The 22,131-nt window shown below is 35.7% G+C and carries 17 protein-coding genes and 1 pseudogene; 11 read left to right on the top strand and 7 right to left on the bottom strand.

What is annotated here, in order from left to right:
* Positions 1–74 precede the first annotated feature (74 nt).
* The 7 genes from zorA (at position 75) to AC4CU0_RS10305 (ending at position 8,432) form a co-directional block, all read left to right on the top strand.
* Complete coding sequence (gene zorA / locus AC4CU0_RS10335) at positions 75–2,138, top strand: anti-phage ZorAB system protein ZorA (protein ID WP_490743087.1); 2,064 nt, start codon at positions 75–77, stop codon at positions 2,136–2,138.
* Positions 2,139–2,156: 18 nt separating this feature from the next.
* Complete coding sequence (gene zorB1 / locus AC4CU0_RS10330) at positions 2,157–2,888, top strand: type I Zorya anti-phage system protein ZorB1 (RefSeq protein WP_490743086.1); 732 nt, start codon at positions 2,157–2,159, stop codon at positions 2,886–2,888.
* A gap of 4 nt (positions 2,889–2,892) precedes the next feature.
* Positions 2,893–4,326 (top strand): EH signature domain-containing protein, encoded by a 1,434-nt coding sequence (locus AC4CU0_RS10325; RefSeq protein ID WP_490743085.1) that lies wholly within the window; start codon positions 2,893–2,895, stop codon positions 4,324–4,326.
* A gap of 8 nt (positions 4,327–4,334) precedes the next feature.
* Positions 4,335–5,708 carry a hypothetical protein gene (locus AC4CU0_RS10320; RefSeq protein WP_490743084.1) on the top strand — a complete coding sequence of 458 codons (1,374 nt, stop codon included), beginning with the start codon at positions 4,335–4,337 and terminating at the stop codon, positions 5,706–5,708.
* Between the two features lie 32 nt (positions 5,709–5,740).
* The gene (locus AC4CU0_RS10315) at positions 5,741–6,046 is read left to right on the top strand and encodes an IS630 transposase-related protein (RefSeq protein WP_087547287.1); all 306 of its coding nucleotides are present in this window, start codon (positions 5,741–5,743) and stop codon (positions 6,044–6,046) included.
* 47 nt (positions 6,047–6,093) lie between these two features.
* On the top strand, positions 6,094–6,579 hold the full coding sequence (locus AC4CU0_RS10310) for a transposase (RefSeq protein ID WP_490743459.1): 486 nt from the start codon (positions 6,094–6,096) through the stop codon (positions 6,577–6,579).
* A gap of 125 nt (positions 6,580–6,704) precedes the next feature.
* The gene (locus tag AC4CU0_RS10305; RefSeq protein WP_490743083.1) at positions 6,705–8,432 is read left to right on the top strand and encodes a DEAD/DEAH box helicase; all 1,728 of its coding nucleotides are present in this window, start codon (positions 6,705–6,707) and stop codon (positions 8,430–8,432) included.
* A gap of 207 nt (positions 8,433–8,639) precedes the next feature.
* On the opposite strand, the gene AC4CU0_RS10300 is transcribed toward AC4CU0_RS10305, so the two are convergent.
* From AC4CU0_RS10300 to AC4CU0_RS10285, 4 genes are all read right to left on the bottom strand, one after another.
* Positions 8,640–9,704 (bottom strand): hypothetical protein, encoded by a 1,065-nt coding sequence (locus AC4CU0_RS10300; protein ID WP_490743082.1) that lies wholly within the window; start codon positions 9,702–9,704, stop codon positions 8,640–8,642.
* Positions 9,701–10,882, bottom strand: coding sequence for a YagK/YfjJ domain-containing protein (locus AC4CU0_RS10295; protein WP_490743081.1), 1,182 nt, complete (start codon positions 10,880–10,882; stop codon positions 9,701–9,703). The genes AC4CU0_RS10300 and AC4CU0_RS10295 overlap by 4 nt, the downstream gene beginning before the upstream one ends.
* A gap of 388 nt (positions 10,883–11,270) precedes the next feature.
* A complete protein-coding gene (locus AC4CU0_RS10290; RefSeq protein ID WP_490743080.1) occupies positions 11,271–11,504 on the bottom strand; it encodes a helix-turn-helix transcriptional regulator in 234 nt (77 codons plus the stop codon).
* Between the two features lie 104 nt (positions 11,505–11,608).
* Positions 11,609–13,012 carry a hypothetical protein gene (locus AC4CU0_RS10285; RefSeq protein WP_490743079.1) on the bottom strand — a complete coding sequence of 468 codons (1,404 nt, stop codon included), beginning with the start codon at positions 13,010–13,012 and terminating at the stop codon, positions 11,609–11,611.
* Positions 13,013–13,891: 879 nt separating this feature from the next.
* Between AC4CU0_RS10285 and AC4CU0_RS10280 the strand changes: the two genes are divergently transcribed.
* A complete protein-coding gene (locus AC4CU0_RS10280) occupies positions 13,892–14,857 on the top strand; it encodes a SphA family protein (RefSeq protein WP_067765066.1) in 966 nt (321 codons plus the stop codon).
* 114 nt (positions 14,858–14,971) lie between these two features.
* A complete protein-coding gene (locus AC4CU0_RS10275) occupies positions 14,972–15,904 on the top strand; it encodes an IS5 family transposase (protein WP_178319544.1) in 933 nt (310 codons plus the stop codon).
* A gap of 100 nt (positions 15,905–16,004) precedes the next feature.
* Here AC4CU0_RS10275 and AC4CU0_RS10270 read toward each other — a convergent pair whose 3' ends face one another.
* Complete coding sequence (locus tag AC4CU0_RS10270) at positions 16,005–16,631, bottom strand: TetR/AcrR family transcriptional regulator (protein ID WP_490743078.1); 627 nt, start codon at positions 16,629–16,631, stop codon at positions 16,005–16,007.
* A 464-nt stretch (positions 16,632–17,095) separates the two neighbouring features.
* Between AC4CU0_RS10270 and AC4CU0_RS10265 the strand changes: the two genes are divergently transcribed.
* A complete protein-coding gene (locus AC4CU0_RS10265) occupies positions 17,096–18,172 on the top strand; it encodes a hypothetical protein (RefSeq protein WP_067765060.1) in 1,077 nt (358 codons plus the stop codon).
* A gap of 96 nt (positions 18,173–18,268) precedes the next feature.
* Positions 18,269–19,723 (top strand): benzaldehyde dehydrogenase, encoded by a 1,455-nt coding sequence (locus AC4CU0_RS10260; protein ID WP_067765056.1) that lies wholly within the window; start codon positions 18,269–18,271, stop codon positions 19,721–19,723.
* A gap of 59 nt (positions 19,724–19,782) precedes the next feature.
* Here AC4CU0_RS10260 and AC4CU0_RS10255 read toward each other — a convergent pair.
* Positions 19,783–20,271: pseudogene (locus AC4CU0_RS10255) on the bottom strand (integrase core domain-containing protein); the annotation flags it as partial.
* A gap of 37 nt (positions 20,272–20,308) precedes the next feature.
* A complete protein-coding gene (locus AC4CU0_RS10250; RefSeq protein ID WP_490743077.1) occupies positions 20,309–21,589 on the bottom strand; it encodes a tyrosine-type recombinase/integrase in 1,281 nt (426 codons plus the stop codon).
* Positions 21,590–22,131 lie beyond the last annotated feature (542 nt).

The raw sequence follows: 22,131 nt of genomic DNA, 5'->3' as shown, positions 1-22,131 counted from the left end.
TGATGAGATATTGATTTTAAGTTATTTGATATAATTTTCTAATTGTAATTTATAAAAATACTATGGGGTATGCAGTGAGTTTTTTGACAATAGCAGAATTTTTACAAAGTTATTATGTTATACCGATTGTAATGGCGATTTTCGTCTCCTTTGTAATGTATTTCTTTGTCAAACAATATTGGTTTCCTGCAAAGAGGTTAGCGCAGAATTTTGATGAAATTATTCAAAAATTGAAAGAAGATCAGCAGTCACATAAAGCTAAACATGTGCTTGACGAAATTTTTTCAGAAGATGGCGAACTGAAACATGCTTGGGAGAATTATAAGAACTCGCTACATGATATTCGTGAAGAAGTCGATGGTGAGTCAAAAATTATTGCCTCCCGATCAACTGTTTCAAGCGATGCTTTTTTTTCTCATATCGCGATTATTGATACGCCACTGAAAGTTGATTTCTATAAACACATTCCGGGCATTATTACCGGTGTTGGTATTATTGCTACCTTTGTTGGATTGCTATTTGGTTTGCTGGCTTTTGATCCAGCTGGCGATCCATCCAAAGTCCAGAACAGCCTTGCCTTACTTCTAGGTGGTGTTGGTGAGGCATTTATGGCATCTGGGCTTGCGATCTGTATTGCAATGTTCATTACTTGGAAAGAAAAGTATTGGCTAAGAGAATGCTATGCAAAGCTCGAGAAACTGACTAGCGTCATTGATTTGAAATTTGAACCTGATGAAACAGGTGAAGAGTATTTGGCGCAACTGCTAAGATCTAGCCAAGCGAATGAAACCAATGCACGTCAATTAAAAGACAGCTTGGTCAATGATTTAAAAGTCATGATGACAAACTTAGTCGAGGAAAATAAAAAGAATCAACTCGCATTTGCGAGCCAACTCACCGAGAGTTATGCCAAAACAAGTCAGGATATGGCGACGCAAATTGGTCAATCCATTACAGATACTTTGCAAGCACCGTTAGACAAGATTGCATCAAGTGTACAACAGGTTAGTGGAGATCAGGGTAGTCGGGTACAAGAGTTAATTACCGATGTTTTAACAGGGTTTATGTCCAAACTGGAATCTACTTTTGGTACACAAATGCAGGGTATGGGCGAAATGATGACCCAATCTGTATCTGCGATGAAAGAAATGCAAGTGGGGTTTAGTCAGCTCATTACAGAGATGAAACTCAATAGTGAAAGTGCATCGCAAAACTTGGAAATACAGATCACTAAAATGATTGAAGATATTCAGGCGAAGCAAAATGCGATGTCTGAGCAAATGAATCAAATGGTGGAACATTTATCGCAAGGTGCTGAAAAAATTAGTGAGCAGGGACAATATGCAATTGAGCAGTTAAATGGCAAGGTATCTGAGTTAATTGGCCATATGGGTGGCACCATGTCGAATGTAATGGCAGATATGGCAAAACAACGTATGGAACAAGACCAATTGGTTGCCAATAACCAACAAAAATTGCATGAGCAATCATCAGCATTGATTGATCACTTAGGTACAGAAATCAAAGAATTGATTGTGCATAGCCAACATGCTGTAAATGCATATAAAAACAATATGGATAAACTGACACAAGTGACCACAGAAAGTATTTCAGGAATGAATACTGGTGCAGAAAAAATGCGTCTTGCTGCAGATCAATTTAATACAGCAGGTTCATCGTTAACGACGGTTACAGATAAAACATCACAATTGATTTCAGAGGTCACGACAACATCCACCCATTTGACAAGTGCAAGCAGCAATCTGATTTCCTTGCTCGGTGATTATAAAAACTCACAAGATAGTGTGAATAATGCAATTGCGACACTTGAAGGGCTTATTCAACAAGCACAAACAGAAGTCGGTATGAGTAGCAAAATGCTTAATGACATGAATCAGATGACTTCTGCATTAAATCAAGTGAAGAAAGAAATGCAGGATTATTCAACGCAAATTAGTGACGTGATGGTAAAAAGCTTTGAAAGCTTTGGTAATTCAGTCGAAACAAGCCTTAATCACACTTTGGGCGTATATGACAATGCTCTTGATCAAGCCGTTAAACGCTTATCTACAGGTATAGAGGGGTTAAGTGGTTTCGTTGAAGATCTTGAAGAGCTTGTGACTCAGAAAAAACATTAATATTGGAGTACTTAAGTCATGTTTGGTAATCGGTACTCTAATACCTCACGATCTAAAGATGAAGGTGAAAAGCCATTCTGGATTTCTTTCGCCGATCTGATGACGGCTTTAATGACTCTTTTCCTTGTAGTTATGGCTGTGTCTTTAATGATTGTGACCAAGAAAATTAATGAAGCGACGCAAGCAGAAGACCAACGTAATGCGGATATTTTAAGTATTTGTCAAAGTATTCAGACCAGTGCGCGTTTAAAAGATGCTGGTATTGAAGTGGACTGTAAAAACAACCGTATAAATTTTGGGATAGCAGGACGTTTTGCACATAATGACTATCGTTTAAATGAGGTGGGTCGCAATCGCCTCAATACCATCGTGCCGATTATTCTTGAGGAAGCGAATAGTCCTTTAGGTGAAAAATGGTTTAAACAAGTTGTGATTGAGGGCTTTACTGATACGGATGGCTCTTATTTATACAATCTTAATTTAAGTTTAAGACGTTCAGAATGGGTGATGTGTAGCTTACTTGATCCAAAGTTTATTTCTGGTTTGTCTTTAACTGAGCAGGAAAAACAGCAAGTGAAACAGCTTTTTTTAGCAGGTGGTGTTTCATTTAACTCAGCAAAGGACAGTAAAGAAGCTTCGCGGCGTGTGGAATTAAGAATGCAGTTTTATGGCTTAAAAGAAAAGGAAAACGCTGAACCACAGCCACATTTCGTCTCATCTCCTGTTGAAACTTGTCAGTTGGCGAGGTAAAACGATGACAATAGAACGTTTGCAACATCGGTTAGAACATAGTTTAAGCCAGCTTTTCCCAAAAGAAACCACATATAGTAAGTTTGCTCAACCTGTACGTTTAACAAAAACTTTGCAGTTATTGGAGCGAAAATTTGATGATCTTGAAAATGCAATTCCAATAGACGTTAAAATATTCAAAACGATTTCGAAACTTGAGTATTCAGGATTTGAACAATTTACTCGAAGAGATTGGAAGAATTTAGCTTGGGCATTAAGTAAGATGTTGCCAGACACCCAAGAAAAACTTATTTTTAATGATATTGGCAAACGTATTGTTCAGCATTTTAATCAGGCAGAAGAGAGCATCATTAACTTGGTTTATTACCCATTATTGTATAGTTATTTTGCTTTAGCGAAAGAAGATGTTGTAGAGAAGCCAACAGTTTGGTTGACATTGCGAGATATATTGAATCGTCATAAGTTGAATGTTTATAAAAGTACGCAACGTCCAAAACAATGGATGACAACTTTAATTGATCATGCAGATATTTTATCTGATACACCAACCAAAGCATTTGTGAAACAATTCTTGCAAGACAATGAGACGGGCGGGATTCAGAATGAACTTGAAACTCTAAGAATTGCACCAAATAGTTGGTTTTGGGATGACTTAATTAAATCTTCTATTCAGTCCATTCGACAGATGAATGAAAAAGACTATTTTAAATTTATTGCACGTTTTATTACGCTTTCAGCGCAAAATAGCCTATATAGTCGAGATATTCTAGCTGCGCTGTTAGAACGTTATGCAAAAACATCTGAGCGTGACAATGTACATGAAACACTCAAGCAGATGGCGTTAGATCAATGGGGTAATCCACAATACGATTCTTCTGCGGGTTGGAATAATGTAAATCCTGATACAAAACGCATGGTGGTTCAATGGTTTGTAAAAGCTGATTTGGAAGCGTTCTTTAAATTATTCAGTCGAACCGCAGATGTGAACAGGTTTAATTATTGGATTAAATTTATAGATAAGATTAACTTCTCTCAAATTTTTTTAGGTCCTAGTGCATTAAATTCTCAGCAAGCGCAACATAAAAAGTTTCGTGAAATGAACCGTGGTCGATTGAAAGAGTTAATTGGCTCAACGCAGACAAATAATGCCTTTTTATTAAAAATTGATAATGTATATGTAGTGGATTTTGCAGATACAGGTAATGCTTGCTATGCCTATAACAAATTGCCATACAATGATAAAAAAGAAAGAATTTTTATTGGAGATCTTAAAAATAAAGATACTGTACTCTTTAGAAATGGATGGGGGGAACCGACAGCATTGAGTCATAGTGGGGATTGGGAAAGTAGGTTTGACGAGAAATTAGCGGAAATTGGTCTTTTTTCACGAAAGCCTTCAAACAATAACGATTCTTCAAGATATAAGCGTTCACATTAGGATCTAGCATGAGATTGGCATTTTGGAAAAGAAAGAAGTCTGCTGAGGTTATTGAAGCGCAAGTGCCACAAGCGCCAACACAGCCCTTAACCTACAATGACTTAGGTATTACGTTTCCGTCTTTACAAAATGCTATGACGGACGCAGATTTCTATTGGCAAAGTCTTGAAGAAGAAGCTTTAGCATATTTGACGGATGAGGGCTATGTCTTACCTTGGGAAGAACTATTCCAGATCTTAAATGATGAAGATCATGCAAGTGTGATTCATCTATTACATTTACCTAGTCAAGCCAATGTGCGTCCGATCATTAAAAGTGAAGGTGGTTTAAGCGATTCGACTTTTAAAATCATTTTAGATGGTTGGCTGAATGAACAAAATATTAAACTCAAAAATCAGCCTGAGCGTATTGGTGCCATCTTAATAATAGATGGTCAAGAATACTTGTTGAATGAACACAATTTTAAAGTCGTAGAGCAGCTAAAAGAATTTTCAAGACTACAAAATAAAGATAAAGCATTAAATCAAAAATATTGGGCCAAAATTAGAAATTTAGCACATAAAGCCAATGCCAATTTAGATGATTTTTTAAGAAAAACCATTGTATTGGCACCTGAAAAGTTACAATTAAATTTAAGAAAAAATCTGATTAGCCAAGAAGCGGTAGTCGAAGTACAGCCGGTATTCGATGAAGCGCCAAATGATTGGTTAACAACGTTTGATCAATATCAGCAGGTTCAGGATCAGTACAGTATTGGTTTACCAGATGGTGGCATTGCTCATGTGGTGATTGAGCCAGAGGTAAAACATGTACTGCAAGAAATTAAAAAAATGCCCAATCGGCGTGTGGCAGGTGAGCAAGCTCAGGCATTTTTACATAATCCCTTTGCACAATTGGGCGAAGATGCCCTAGATGTGGTGACACCAGAAAGTTTTGAAGCAGCCAAACAACAAGCTGAAATTTATAGCTACACCTTAAGTATTCACAAAAATTACAATGAATTAAATCTCTATACCTCAGCAACGCTCAACTTACTCGAAAATTCTGAAAGAGAGACAAACCCAATTGTCTTAGCGCTGAGTAATCTAGAACAAAGTGCATATTTCATTCAGGCATATGAACGCAATACGCCATTTTTTGTATGGGCGGGTTATGAAATTGAACGTACAAGTGTTTTAGACCAAGAGATAAAAACACTCAAGCAAGACTTAGAGACCATCCAAAAATATCAGGATGCAGCACAAGCACAGCAAGTTTTGGATTTATCGAACTATAGTGATCGAGTCATTGGCATTGGTGAAGCACCAAAGCTTAATTCAGAATTTATTCAGAGAAACAGTGGAGAATCAGGTTGGTTACCACAGCATTTAATTGATCTATAGCCAAATCCTAAAAACTATAGAACAATAGAGATATGGGATATTCAAAAGATTTTAAAGACAAAGTCATAGAAATTATGATTCGAGATGAAATGTCTGTGCGAAAAGCAGCACAGCATTTTAACATCTGTATACAAACGATTCAGAACTGGAAAAAGTCCACTACAAACAAACCTATTCCTGGCCGTCCAGCTAAAATTAGCAGAGAGCAAATATTGAAGGATGTTGAACAATATCCTGATGATTATCAGTATGAGCGAGCTGAACGTTTAGGAGTAAGCACTCATGCGGTATTTAATGCATTACATGCCGCAGGAATATCGCGTAAAAAAAGACGTTAAAGCATCCTAAAGCAGATCAAAATCAACGTCAGCAATTTCAAAATCTCATAGAGTGTTTAGAAGGGAAATTGCCTCTGATTTACATAGATGAAAGTGGTTTTCAAAGTGAAAGTACCAGAACTCATAGTTATAGCCTTCAAGGAACACGTGCTGAAGGTGAATTTAACTGGCAGTTGAAGAATTGCAGTAATGCGATCGGTGCAATTATCGAAAATAGATTGTTGACAGTTGGTGTGTTTAATTGTTCTGTGAATACAGAAGTATTTGAATGTTGGATTGAACAGGATTTATTACCTAAGTTGAAAGAAAGCAGTGTTTTGATTATGGACAATGCGACCTTTCACAAAGGGAAAAGACTTCAGGAGTTGATACGTTGTGCAGGCCATTACATTGTGTGGCTTCCTAAATATAGTCCAGATTTAAATCCAATAGAAAATATGTGGTCACGAGTCAAGTCGATTCGAACTAAGTTTAGAGTTAAAGATATTGATAAATTATTTAAAGATTACTGTAATGATTTATTTGGTATTTAGCTATATATGATCAGACTGATACTGATGCTCAACTAGATGACATGGTTACTGCACTTGAAAAATGTATTCAAGCTGCAGAACAGGATGGTTTAACAGAAGTGGCGTTGCCACATGCGGATCAAAAGTTGTCAATTGAGCAAAGCAAACAACTTTTAGAAGAACTACGTCAAAAACATCATGCACTGAATAACAAAGAAGTGAGGCAAGAAGAAAATTCTGCTCAGAAAAAAAAGAGAGATACGCTCTTAATTGCTAACAACATTGATGAGGCTGAGTATAGTAAACAACGTGCAGCACAACTTGCATTTGATCGAAACAATTTTCCTGCACCAAGATTGCCAACAAGTTTTAGGCAAAGCGAATTTAGTTTAAAACAGCATCAACGTTATGGTGTTGCGTGGCTACAGCATCTGCATCAATATGCGCCTGAAGAGGTCAGTGGATGTCTATTGGCGGATGATATGGGTTTAGGTAAAACCTTACAGCTGTTATGTTTTATTGGCGAATATTTGGAAAATGCCAAAAATAAAAAGCCTGTACTCGTGGTTGCACCTGTTTCATTACTTGAAAACTGGGAAGCAGAAGCGAATCGTTTTTTTAGTCGCCAATTCCCTAAAATTTTAAGCTTATATGGTGATCACCTCAAAACAAGAAAAATTCCTAAACATTTGATATCCGCCCAGTTGCGTGAAAATCATGGTATTACGCATCTGTTAGAAGAAGACTGGCGTGGTGATGCAGAGATTGTGTTAACCACTTATGAAACCTTACGTGATTTAGAATTCTCTTTGGCACGGGAAGACTGGGGAATCATGGTGTGTGATGAAGCACAAAAAATTAAAGTCCCAACCTCAATGGTGACTAAAGCGGCTAAAGCACAAAAAGCGGATTTTAAAATTGCTTGTACCGGTACACCCGTGGAAAACTCTTTGACAGATTTATGGTGTTTATTCGATTTTATTCAGGAAAACTTACTTGGTCCGTTAAATGAGTTTGGGAAAAAATATCGTAGACCGATAGAAGATGCTGAAGTCAGTGATGAGAAAGTCTTAAATGAGCTGAGAGCATTGATTGATCCTCAAGTCCTAAGACGAATGAAAAATGAGGTGGCTGATTTACCACCTAAAACTGAAGTAAATAGTTGTAAAAAAATTCATATTTCTAACTTACAAAGAAAATTATATGCCGATGTGGCTCAACATTTTCATAAGTTGTCGGCCGAGGGAAATCGTGGTGCCATGCTAAGTAGCTTACACAAATTGAGAATGATTTGTGCACATCCTTTAGCAGAAGATCCAATGGCAACACTCAAAGATTCACCAAAAGTAGATTGGTTGTTCAATACCCTGCAGATGATTCAGCAAAGGAATGAAAAGGCCATTATTTTTACGGAGTTTAGAGAAATCCAAGTATTTCTGAAGCGCGTTTTAATGGAACGTTTTGGCTTAAATGTAACGACTGTAAATGGGGATACTAATACAAGCAGTAAAAGTGGGTTAACTAGACAAAATTTAATTGATAAGTTTCAAGAAAAGCCAGGATTTAATGTAATTCTTCTTTCTACTACAGCAGTAGGGTTCGGGGTAAATATCCAAGCGGCAAATCATGTTATTCATTATACACGTAGCTGGAATCCTGCTAAAGAAGATCAAGCAACTGACCGCGCTTATCGTATCGGTCAGCAGAAAGAAGTTTATGTGTATTACCCAACGATCTATGCACCTGATGGGGAGGAATTAGAAACTTTTGAAGTCAAGTTGGATAGACTTTTAGGGAGTAAGCGTGTACTTGCAACAGATATGCTTCAACCGAAAATGGATTTGAGCAAAGAGTTAATGCAATTAATAGACTAGTGTGATTGTTTACAGAGCCTGTAAATAATTTTGTGTAATTGCTTTTCATCATTTTAAATGTACTAAATCAAACCTGATCTGACAGTTACCGATATTTGATTGAGGCTGTCAGATTAAGTCTGAACTAATACACTAAGGTCAGACGAAATAACCCGAAAGCCGAAACTTTCAGGGTTACGCGAATGTTATTAATCATAAAATAATTGATTAATATGAACTTTTTTCGACTTTAAACGTTGTGTTGGTGTACTTAAACCGAACCCAGTATTCAGGACCAATCAAACTGTATTTTAAAGTGGTAAGCCGCATCCCAATGTAGTTCTGATTTGTATCGTAAAAATTGGATTCTATACCATAAACCAAAGGCTCTACCCCTGAGTTCATGCAGGTAATATCACTCCACCCAATACTGGTTTTACCTTCTCGGAATACAAAAGGTTCAACATCTGTATAGAGCTGAGATTCAGCAAAAGGGGTAAAGTCGGTATCTTCGCGTGCTACAAAAAATATGAGCCGAATACTCCTAAAACCTCGAATAGTCGTTTCCTGTTTCGACAAAATACCTAGAGTGTGATTCTCAGCATTGTTAGCCCAGACTGCTTCGATAATTTTACCTGACGTGGCACGCAGCATATCCTCAACAGTCACAGGACTAAATGTTTTCTGATCCATTGAAAAATCATCAACATTCATAAACTCAGCCGAAACAAGCAATGAATGAACTTGAAACATTGGATTGTTACATAAGACAGCTTCTTCAAAACGATTATAAGCCTTTCTAGAATTGCCAAATGAAGAATCCCAGTGATTTTTCAAGCTCATAAAATCTCGTGTTTTAGATCTCACTTTTAGATCCTGACAGAACCCATCAACAACTGCTTCAAACTGTTGATACAATCCAAGTGGAAAGTCAATGAGTCTGTGCTTGTATAGTAAATCAACCATCAGCTTTATCTCTGGTCTGATGATCACATCTGAAAATTTACCTGTCAGAAAAGGATTAATCGGAATATCCTGAATAATCTTGAGTAAATTAACACCCTTGGGCGTTAGATAAACATGAGGCACCAGATAGTCGTAAGTTGGTTGTTTGGAGATAATCTTAAAAGTCTTATTTTCAGTAATCATGAGATACAACTTCAGATAATCATCCAAGCCAACAGGAGGGCGATTATTGGGTATATAGCCAATAAAAGGCTGGATATACGCTTGAGTGATATGGTGAGTACTGAGTAGAGATGCATAGGATTCGTCAGGCTGTAATCTAATCATGCTTCATCTCCCGCAAAGGCATTGAGTTCTAGGTGGTTTTTTCTCGGACGACCACGAGTCTGTGGTTTTAAAGGCTGACTAATCTGGAAACGTCGTCCATTTTTCATGTTGCTGAAAATGAATAACTGGCTGGTTTTACAGAGATAATCAAAGCCATCTTCAAGCCACTTTCTTTTCTGCGATTGGTTGTATTCAATCGTGCCTAAAAAACAGTTTTCATAAGTATGCTTCCGCATATTACAGATGTAGGCATAACCTTGATCATTGGTCACTTTTTTCCAAAGCTTTTCAATACCTTGTGCGAGGCTAATGTCTTCCTGATTTTTATTCCCATTGAAAAACCAGAATGTATGCAGATGGAATCCACGTCTTGGCGTATATTCAAAACGAAAAATATAACCGATGGCTTGTTTCAACACAGGATTATGCCGCTTGTTTTCTAATAGTTGTTCAACACACTTTTTAAATGCATCAAAATCATTTTTAGATAAACAATCTTCAGCTTTGAAACAGGTTTGCAGTAATGTTTCAGGTTTATGCTTGAGATATAAATCAAGTCGAACAACGACTACACGCGAATACCGTTCAATTAAAGAGTTGAACATTTCGATCATTCGAGACTTATTTTTTTTCAGATTCTTCCGCTCATCGTAAACTTTGCGTCTGATGTTCGGGCGACGAAAAAAGGCACGAATTAATCCAATAAACTTATTTATTGCATTAATGTACGGGAGCAAATTCTCCTTTAGACTGGAAGGTAAAGGTGTGCCATTACGTAGAAGCTCTAACTCATCCTCTGACATCTGGCTTAGTGCATAATCAAATGCCTGAATATCAAGACCGCTGATAATGTCTGAAAGCGTAGAATAGTTTATAAGTTCTGCAATATCAGAAGGTAAATTACTCATTTGAGCAGGGTGTTTGACGGCAAAGCCATACCGACCATTCGATAGTATTTTCGTTTCAGTTATGACTTCAGGGAAGTTACGTTTTTTGAACTGTTTGACCAGTTTAGCTTTCCCTATAGCAGGAGCTAGGATGTTATCCTGTGAATTTACTAAAAAGGTGGTTTTATAACCATCGTTGACTGGAGTAGTTTGCAGTTCGGTTTCAAATTGCTGGAGCCATTGGTCATGCGTTCCCATATAGCGACCAGCATTTGCTGTGATAATGTTCATATTGATTGCGCTTAATTTAAAAAGTTAAAAGCGCAACTGTGATCAGTATTCTGGGTATAGACATCCAATGGATACTGTTTAGGGCAGTATCCATGATGGGATGTAGATGGGTTCAGCTAATTTAGAATGAGCATTAGTCGTATCTACTTCACCAGTATTGCCAATACATCAATAACTTGTCGGGTAACATGAACATTGATGTAGCTGAATACTTTAAAACTACTGATCATCTATAAATAGATAGAATATTCTTTGATTTATAAATATAGAGTAATAGTAAATATATAAGACCGTAATTCATTGAAAATTAAAATGATAGCCTAGCCATACTTATAATTTCAGAATGCATTGCACAGCTGCATTATGTTTTGAATTTACAAGTACAGCGTTAGCTCTCAGTATTCACGTGATTGCGTGCTGAAATTTTACTTTCAATCCACTCTTCAACTTCAGAGAGTAACCACCGTGAGGCATTGTTAAGCTTCAACGGGCGGGGAAAGTTAGGATCGTAGCGTTTAGACCGTCGGTTCAGTCGGTCATAAATAGACGACCGAGATAAACCGATGAGTTTAATCAGCTCAGTTAGACGCAGCATTTGAATTGTGTTTTGGATAGTAGACATTTAGATTTCCTTCTATAACGTTGGTTCAATCTGGAAGGTGTTGGACCAACGAATAGACGGTACTAAAAAAATTTTATGTTCGTGGAAAAGTGCGTGACCAGTTTTTAACGTTTTTTATCATTTTTGTCATTACATTTTAATAGGCTGCATAAGCCTAAGTATAATTCTTCATTCTCATCAATAATTTTTAGTGTGTTTCCGAAATAGTTTTTTGTTTTATCTTCACAATTATCATCTGTTTCTGTTTGTTGATTATCAACTTTTTTTTGATATTTATCTCGTAATGTTTCTAATTTTTTTCTTAATACAATTAGCTCAGACCGTTCATGCATAGATATATTTGGTTCGAATAAATGTAACAGTTTGAGTGTTTGTTTTGGTGTTAATTTTTTCTTTAAATAAAGTGACTTAGATTGATTCAGTAAATTATTTTTTTTTGGTTTTTTTTGAAATTTTTGCTTTAAAATATAATTAATCTTATTAATTTGTAGTTGTAAAATTAATATTCTACTTTTATGTACTACCTTAAATTTTTCTTTTACATCTTTCTCAGCTAAATCATCTATATGCCCAATTAGAAGATTGAGTAATTCATAAATTTTATTTAAGTGCTCTTCAGATTCATTAAAATTACTTCTTTTTAAAGAACTGCTTTTAAACTTATTTTCTTGTTTTGGAAGTATTATAGTTGATTTTTTTAGTTGAATTTTTTCGTAAGGCGTGAAACCTATTTCATCCCAAAGTTGTTCAGTATTATTCTCATATTTTTTAATTAATGAACTTACAAAGGAAATGTACATATTTTTTTTATTGGACTTTTTAATTTTAGATAATTTGTTTTTTTTAATTTTATCAATTTTATTTTGAAAGCTTTCAGGCAACACCTCGATAATATAACAATCGTAATGTTCTGAGTATTCTTGGAATAAAGTAGTATAAGTAATATTGGCTTGCATATAATTTTTAGTTTCGATATCGGAACGAAAATTTTTTATGCCTTGAATAATTTCATGATAATGTTTAGGCAAATATTCAAAATCCAGTTTCTCAGCTATATCATCACCTTTTTTACAAAGCACTTTATCTTTATCTTTATTTTTACAAATCTCACAAGGAGCTTCATCATTATCTTTTGGACAAGAAATAGGTTTTTTGACAGTATCCCTACATAACCTTTTTACTCGATCTTCATCTGATTCTTTAAACATACCTTGATCATGTAATATGTAGATTGCTGTTTTAAGAATTTTGTCATGAATAAGTTTGAAGAAATTTAAAGGTGTAGCAGCTTGAATTTGATAAAAAGATTGGCAAAGTAAACTTTTATCAAATATCGTATACTTGAGTTTGACTAAGTTTAGAGGATCTAGTTTTATTTGATTATGTATCTTTGAGCGGAATTCTAAACTAGAATAAATTTTTTCAAATATATACTGTTCCAAATCATTTACAATTTTGATTTGGTCATCAAAAGAGAGATTTTCAGAACGTTCTTCTACGGTGTCCATTATTTCCTTACACTCAATATTTTGATTGAACATTATTGTAAATTTTAGTCTTTATGCCCTGATCCAAAGTGTACATACTTATGCGTTATTTCAGTACGGAGTTTTGGGTAATTATTAACTATATCATCAATATACACGAATAAAATATTCTGTAAATATACAGGGGTGAGTTGTAGTTGAACGGGTAATTTTATTATGTGAATTTTAAATTAACACTGATCATAATTTATAACAAAACTGAGCCCAACATTTCCTCAAACCCTTTCTTTTCTCTAGATGTACTCCACATATGTAAGTTTCTTCAAACTCACTAAGGAGTATATGGGCGAGTATGTATTTGAAATTTCACGAGGGTAGTGGGTTTAATCAGTCGACTAATTAAGGAACGTGGAGCGAAAATTGTGTGGTAATGCCCCGGATTTTTTTGGGACAAACATCCACTGGATGAACAACTTCGAGCTAAAGCTCCCAATCAAAAACTCTACTTCGATAGCCAAGTCAATGAGATTCACGCTCGCGTAGCCGTATTAAATAAATTTACAGAATCAGGCCGACCGCATACTCAAGTTGTCACTTAAATTTGTCTGGATTGGGAGAGGTATAGCCTCCGTATCTTTGTGCAAAAAAGCCATTCTTTATAAGAAAAATTTATTGTTTTAATTTTTTCTTGACACTCTGTTGGGATTGTATAAAAATCACACTTAACTAAACGGTGTCGTTTAGTTAAGTGTGATAAATGAATTAACTTAATACTAATAATTTTTAAATGGATATTTCATTATTTTGGATGGTTTATACCACACATAAATAGTTTTATTTTTTAAAGTGATTAGTATCACTGTTATTAAACAATCTCAGTATAGAAATAAGGATTTTTCTATGAAGTCATCTTTTAAAGTTTTGTATCTATTAAACATTATAACTTGCACAAGTATGTCTTATGCTGCAATCCCGAGTGTAACGTTACCTAATGGCATTAATTTAGGAGCAACCAGTTTTTATGATGGGTTTGGAGGTAAACCTAATGATTCTATTTGGCAAACCTATATTGGCTATTCAAATGCAGGCAACTTGAAAGATAGTCACGGAAATAATGCTTTACCAGGAAAATCTTCTTTAAAAACAACAGTAATAAACAATCAATATGTTTATATGTTTGATACTCAAAAGACAATACTTGGAGGTCATCCAGGTTTAGATTTAATTGTTCCATTTATACATTTAGATGCAGATATGAATGGTCCTGTTCAACTTAAAGATAAGCCTTTTGGTATGGGAGACCCAACGATTGGGATAGATATTCAACATGATCCAATTTATTTTAAAAACAATCCAATATTTTCTGATCGTCTAGGTGTTGGTATTACAATTCCTGTTGGTGAATATGACAAAAATAAAGATATAAACCCAGGTGCAAATTTTTCATCTATATTTTTATATGCTGCAATGACATTTAATTTTAACGAAAATATTTCCCTTAGCTTAAGGCCATATTATTACTATAATTTTAAAAATACTTCACCATCAAGTAGCATACCACTTGATGATAATATTAGAAATACGCAATCAGGTCAATTTTTAACTACTAATTATAATCTAGGATATAAGATGGGGGAGCATCTTACCTTAGGTATAAATGGATATTATCTTCATCAATTAACAAAGGATAAAATTAATAACGAAACTATAGATAATTCAAAAGAAAATGTTTTTGCAATTGGGCCAGCTTTTATGCTTGATTATGGTAATAATAAATTTTATGTAACATCCCATAAAGAATCTAAAGTTGAGAATAGATTTGAAAATTCTGAAAATGTTATATTTAGATGGTTATATTTGTTTTAATGTTAAATTTGCCTGATGATTTTATCAGGCAAATTTAATTTATATTGAATGATTGTGATGGGCTTTGTTGCACAAACCTATCTGTAAAGGGTTTTTCAGCGATATAATTTTCAAATGAAGAAGCCTGCACACAAAATCTACCGCACAACCAATTGGCCCGCATATAACCGAGCACTTATGAGTCGCGGAAATATTGCCATTTGGTTTGATCCTGCTACGCAATGGTATGCGCCATCAAAAGGCAAACAAGGGCGAAATCAAACCTACTCCGACGCAGCCATCCAATGCTGCTTAATGATTAAATCCTTATTTCGTCTGTCTTTACGTATGGTTACTGGCTTTGTGCAAAGTCTGATTAAACTTTGCGGATTAAATTGGACCGCACCAGATTACACCACGCTTTGTAGAAGACAAAAGCATATTGATATTGTAATCAGCTACCAAAAAAGTAGCGATGGGCTGCATCTACTCATGGACTCTACAGGCATGAAGTTTCTAGGTGAGGGCGAATGGAAGCGCAAGAAACATGGACCTGAATATCGTCGCCAATGGCGTAAACTTCATATTGGTATAGATGCTAAAACCCTACAAATACGAGCAGTTCAGCTTACAACCAATAATGTCAGTGATTCACAGGTGCTTGGTGATTTACTTAATCAGATTCCACAAGATGAGCAGATTGACTCTGTTTATACCGATGGAGCTTATGACACCAAGCAATGCCGTCAGGTCATTGCAGATCGGCAAGGGCATGCGGTGATTCCACCTAGAAAAAATGCGAAACCATGGAAAGATACAAAGAGTAGCTCGCTAGAGCGAAATGAATTACTTCGAACAGTTAAGCGTTTAGGCAGGACACTATGGAAAAAATGGTCAGGCTATCATCGGCGAAGTTTGGTTGAAACTAAGATGCATTGCATCAAATTATTAGGAGATAAACTCAGTGCAAGGAGTTTTGATAGCCAAGTGAATGAGATCCATGCACGTGTAGCAGTTCTTAACAGATTTACGGAATTAGGTCGACCACTTACCCAAGTTACGCCTTAAATTTGGCTCAATTAGGGGCGCTTTGCATTTCAAATCTTTGTGCAACAAAGCCATTGTGATGCAAAGCTATGATTTATTAATTTTTAAAGTGAAATTCAGCTTAATTATTATTAACTTTAATGATATGGCTCAAGGAAAATGCTGCTAAAAAAAATTTAACAGCATTTTCTACAGAATTTTTACACTTATTTGATGTAGGTGCATCATCTAACCCCCAAAGTTGACGTTCAACAAGTTCAGCATCACACATTGCTTTGAAGTATATGCCTGCCTGCTGTACATCTGCTATATCTATTATTTTTTTATTAATGAATATTTGCAATGTTTCACATATTGAAAGATGTATGTTGCGTGGCCCATTTTCATAAAAAATTCGAGTTAATTCAGGCTGCCGACCTGATTCACTAATAATTAATCGATTTACTGCAATGATATCTGGACGTGTCATTAATTCTAAATATGCCATTCCTAAGCGATGTAATGCTTCAACAAGATTTTCTGTTTTATTTGCAAATGCAAAAGATTCACGCGCACCAATGGCAGCTTCATTAACAACTGCTTCAAATAAAGACTCTTTGCTTGGGAAATAGCTATATAAAGTTGCTTTCGAAGCACCAGCCTCCGTTGCTATTGCTTCCATGGATGTTCTTCCAATTCCTTGTTTTATAAATAAATCTTTTGCAGTTTTCACAAACAAGAGTTCTTTATCCTTAGTTTTTTTTCGCATATCGTAATGATCCAATTAATTTTGCTTTGGTAAATTAATTCAAAAAATAGACTACATTTATGTCCAAATTAAGCTTGACATTAATTAATAGGTGTATAAAAATCACCTTTAACTAAACGGTTTCGTTTAGTTAAAGGTGGCGCGTGTGATTGCATCATATATGTTGGTAACTCAAAAATGTTAAGCAATTCTCCCGTAATATTTAATATGGGTAGCATTTTATAGATGTTGCTCATTTGCCAAAGTAATTAAATGGAAGAATGAAAAAATGATTTTTTCATTCTAAATATGATTTTTATGATATCAAAATCTTACGAAATTTAGGCATGTAAATTATTGAGTCAATTTCTACTATGCATAATAAATAGTAACTAAGAAATTAAATATTAAAACACAAAAAATGAGTTTTCCTAAATTGTGTTTTTAATATTTTCTAGATATCAATAAATATAGGAAATACTTCTATGAATAGTTCGCCAAAAAAATGGATTAGGGCTGAAATTGAGACACTAGATCCAGAAAAAGATTATGTGAGAATCTGGCAACTTGCGACTTGTTATGATTCCAGTGAATTTATGTCTAATTTGATGTATGCCTTAACATTTCCTAATTTTGTTGTTACGGAATGGGGGGCAGAAGTTGTCTGGCGAGATAAAGGTGGGAAAGTTGTAGAACGGGCTAACTCTCGGGTAGAACAAACTCAAAGCACAAATGCTTTATGGTGGTGGTATGGCCCTCATGATGAACGCACAAAAAAATCTGTGGAAGGAATTAATAACTTGCATGCATTTTGGGCTAAGAAATATCCTGGAAACTTTTCATATCAAGAAGACTATATTTATGTTTGTGCTTTCTCAGCGATATTAGGTCATCGCTTTCGACTTCGCCTAGGATTACCTGGAGTCTCGGAAAATGAAAAAATAGCTTCTCATAAATTTTGGGGGGAAATGTGCAAGTTATTTCGAGCGGAAAATAATATACCAGTAGAGGGATACCCAGAAGATTTTGAAGGTTGCATTCGCTTTTGTGAAGACCTCGAAAATACGCCAAGACCTCAGCCTGAACAAGGGAATTTAATTGCATCAGCAATTTATGAACAATTTGTTCAACGTCACTTCCCTGAAGAATTACATTGGTTAGGTCATCAATTAATTCGTAGCCTTGCTTTACCGTCGACTTTGAAAACAATGCAAATTGATCCTCCTTTACCAATGGCGCAAGAAATCCTTCCTAAAATGCTTGCCTTTATCCTTTGGCATAAAGATACATTTGAGGATGATCCTCCGCGTAGTTTTATTGAAATGCGCGAAGAGATGAGTGACGAGCAACGAAACACTTTTAAACAGAAAATTCGTGATTTGGATAAAAAATTTCCTGCACAGTTTTCGGCTCTATACAAAGATGATCCAAAATTTACAGGCTGCCCATTTCATTCAGCTTTACCAAAATATGAAGGTGAAAATGAATTTAAACCTGATGACCAAATAGAGAAAATTGAATCAACTGTCGCTGGTAAGGTCGGATTGGAAAGTGCCAATTAAACTATTTGAAACTTTTAATTGATAATTAATGTTTCATTGTTATCTGATGGTGAGACAGAGTATTACTTTTATTTAACAGGATGTTAGGAAATTATTATGTCATTAATCACTCAATCGATTTGGAATGGAAAATTATTTAATGGTACTTGGTTTGATACAGAAAATCATTATAGCGTTGAAGAAGTTGCAACGGGTGAAACGCTTGGTAAAATTGGATATGCAGATAAATACAATGTTATTGAAGCAGGGAAGCAAGCCCAAAAAGCGCAAAAGGATTGGTGGGCTCTAAGCTATCAAGAACGGCAAACTGTATTTGAACGAGCTGTAGAAATTGTAGTTGAACATCAGGCTGAATTAGTAGAGTGGATTGTCAAAGAAAGCGGTTCTATTGGTTTGAAAGCTAATTTTGAAGTTAATATTGCCTTACAGGTTTTAAAAAATTGCGTTGCTTTGCCAAGCATGGATCAAGGAACCGTTCTCCCAACTTCGAATGGAAAGGTTAGTATTGCCAAACGTCTTCCATTAGGTGTGGTAGGCGTAATTTCTCCATTTAATTTTCCATTATATTTAGCTATACGTGCTGTTGCACCAGCCTTGGCTTTTGGTAATGCTGTCATCCTTAAACCGGATGAGCGCACTGCAGTATGCAGTGGTTATGCTATTGCAAGAATTTTTGAACTTGCTGGTTTGCCTAAGGGGTTACTGCATGTTTTACCTGGCAATGCTGAAACTGGAGAGGCTATAACCATTGATCCTAATATAAATAGTATTCAATTTACTGGTTCAACAGCAGTAGGCCGTACTATTGGTGCAAATGCAGGTAAAACTTTAAAAAAAGTATCACTTGAGTTAGGTGGTAAAAACTCACTTATAATTTTGGAAGATGCTAATATTGAATTAGCTGCTAAAAATATTGTTTGGGGTGCATTTCTTCATTCGGGACAAATTTGTATGACATCAGGAAAGATACTGATTCATCAGAATATCTATACAGAATTGAAAAATAAGGTTGTTGAGAAAGTTAAGGAATTTGTTGTAGGTAACCCAACTCAAGAAAATGTAACAATTGGGCCATTAATAAATGAAAAGCAAAGCCTGCGAGTTAAACAATTAGTTAATGATGCAATAGAGCATGGAGCAATACTAGAAATTGGTGGAAACTCTAAAGGCGCCTTTTTTGAGCCAAGCGTATTATCTGCAGTCAAACAAGATAATCCTATTTTTAGTGAAGAAATTTTTGGTCCAGTAGCTGTATTAATTCCATTTTCAACAGACCAAGAAGCTATAGATTTAGCAAATATGGGGGATTATGGGCTATCGGCAGGTATTATTACCTCTAATGTTGGTCGCGGTATGAAATTAGGGCAACAGCTAAAAGTTGGTCTATTGCATATAAATGATCAAACTGTGAGTGATGAAACTTTAAATCCATTTGGCGGGTATGGTTCATCTGGAAATAGTACACGCATTGGCGGTCCAGCGAATGCAGATGAATTTACTCAATGGCAGTGGATGACTATACAAGCAGAAGCTCCAAACTATCAATTTTAAATGCTGTACTAGCTCAAACCTGATCTGACAGTTACCGATATTTGCTTAAGACTGTCAGGTTAAATTTGAGCTAAATTCTTTTCAGCCCAAATACATTTTCCATCAAGTAATGTAGCAAATGGTGTTCTGCCATTGCACACCTTACCCTGATGGGTTCGTTCAGTATTATAGAATTTCAGCCAACCGTCTAGATCAAGCTGTAACTCTTCTAATGAGCTATAGAGTTTCTTTCTAAAAGTAATCTGATAAAACTCCTGCAAGATCGTCTTATGGAAGCGCTCGCAGATCCCATTTGTTTGTGGTGAGGCTGCTTTCGTTTTAGTGTGATCAATATCATTCAGAGCCAAATAAAGCTCATAATCGTGATGTTCAACTTTACCGCAATATTCGGTGCCTCTGTCGGTCAAAATGCGAAGCATTGGCAATTCTTGTGACTCATAGAATGGTAACACGCGGTCATTCAATAAATCTGCGGCTGTGATTGGCATCTTGGTTGTGTACAGCTTGCAGTGAACCACTTTGCTATAAGTATCAATAATAAGTTTTTGATTTAAATTACAAATATAATTTTACTTGTCCAATCCATCATTGGACGACACTTTGATAGCAATAATCGGCCCAATCAGTCATTAAACTTTTACGTTTCTCTAAATACGCACCACGTAAGTATGCAGCTTCAACTTCATCAGGTAGCTTGTGTGCAAGAACATGCTCACAAACTTCACGAGGGTAAATCGTTTTATCGGCCGACCAATCACGGAAAGTTGATCTAAAACCATGTGTTGTAACCACGCGATTTTGTTTTGGATCAATATAGCCTAAGCGATCTTCTTTTAGCTTCTGTTCATGCATCCGTTTGATTAGTGTAGTCAAAGACATATCAGAAAGCATTTGTCCATTGCGCGGAACAGGGAAGATGAAGTCTTGTCGCTGAGTATATGGTTGAATTGATTCTAATAAAGCGATTGCTTCTTGAGATAAAGGCACACGATGTTCCTTTTCTGCTTTCATCCGCTCTTTAGGAATAATCCAGACCTTATTCTTAAAATCGATTTCCTGCCATTTAGCTCCAAAAACCTCACCAGACCGACAGGCAGTTAAAATTGCAAATTCCAGAGCTTTAGGTGAAATTCCTTTTTTCTGTCTCAGGTGCTGAATAAACTCAGCTACCTGTTCATAAGGTAATGATGGGTGAGGGCGTGATTCCTGCTTTAAGTTACCCAAGATTGGTTCAAGATTGCCTTTCCATTCAGCAGGATTATCACCAACAAAATATCCCATGGCCTTAGCATAATCAAAAATGGTTTCTATACGACCACGAATACGTTTAGCTGTTTCGTTCTTCTCAGTCCAGATAGGTCTAAGAACTTCGGCAATATCGACTTTAGTAATTGTACCAATACTGATATCACCTAAAGTTGGGTAAATATAGGTTTCTAATGTAGAAGTCCACTGTCCAATATGCTTTTCATTTTTCAGTTCACGGGCTTTATTAGCAATAACGACTTTTGCACACTCAAGGAATGTTTTGTCACGAAGTTTCTGAACATACAGCTTTTCTAGTTGTTCTTGTTTATGAGCAATTGGATCAATGCCACTTCGTATTTGTAATCTTAATTCAGTTGCTTTGGCACGGGCTTCAGCTAAAGAAACTTCAGGGTAGGGACCGATTCCAATATCACGGTGATGTGGTTTTAACTTCCCATCTTTATCCAGACGTTTTCCCACTACTGCACGCAAAATCCAGACACGGGAGTTACCTTCAACATTCAGGCAAAGGCCATCAACGCCCCCTACAGAATGTCGCCCAGTCTTCTTAATTTTTGCTACACTGAGTGCAGATAGCTCTTTAGATTTCTTTGGCATGTCTTAATTTACCCCACAACCTACCCCTCATAAAATACTGGAAATGGTAGGATTGGGCAAGATGGCTTAGGACGATAAAAATATTAAATAATTGAAAAATATATGTTTATAATATTATCCAGGATTGCTTAGGACTACTGTTAGACGGACACCGCTTCCGCCAAATTCAAAAAAGCCCCTGTAGTGATACAGGGGCTTTTTTTTGTTTTAGATTTTAATTTGAGACGGCAATCTTACTTACTAGTATTTTAAGCAATGCTAAAAATGGATATCAGACTTAAAATTCAAGTCAGAAATTAATGCAAGGGTTGTCAAAGGTTGAATTAAAAGTAAGAGAAAAGAATGTTTATAGATTGATAGTGTTGAATTTATTTTTAATGGCCTATTTATTTAAATCTTTCACAAGCATTGGGCAGAGCTATGATCGCTTATTTTGAAAAAATATCAATTGTATTTTATTTGATCAAATGTTTAGAAGTGTCACGCCCCCTTGGCAAGGGGTAAAAAAGTGCTATATTGAAATCACAGTAGGTCATAACCAA

It is taken from the genome of Acinetobacter sp. LipI_15 (assembly GCF_058242865.1).
Note: the sequence above shows the minus strand (reverse complement) of the source record. Positions and strands in the feature narration are given on the sequence as shown.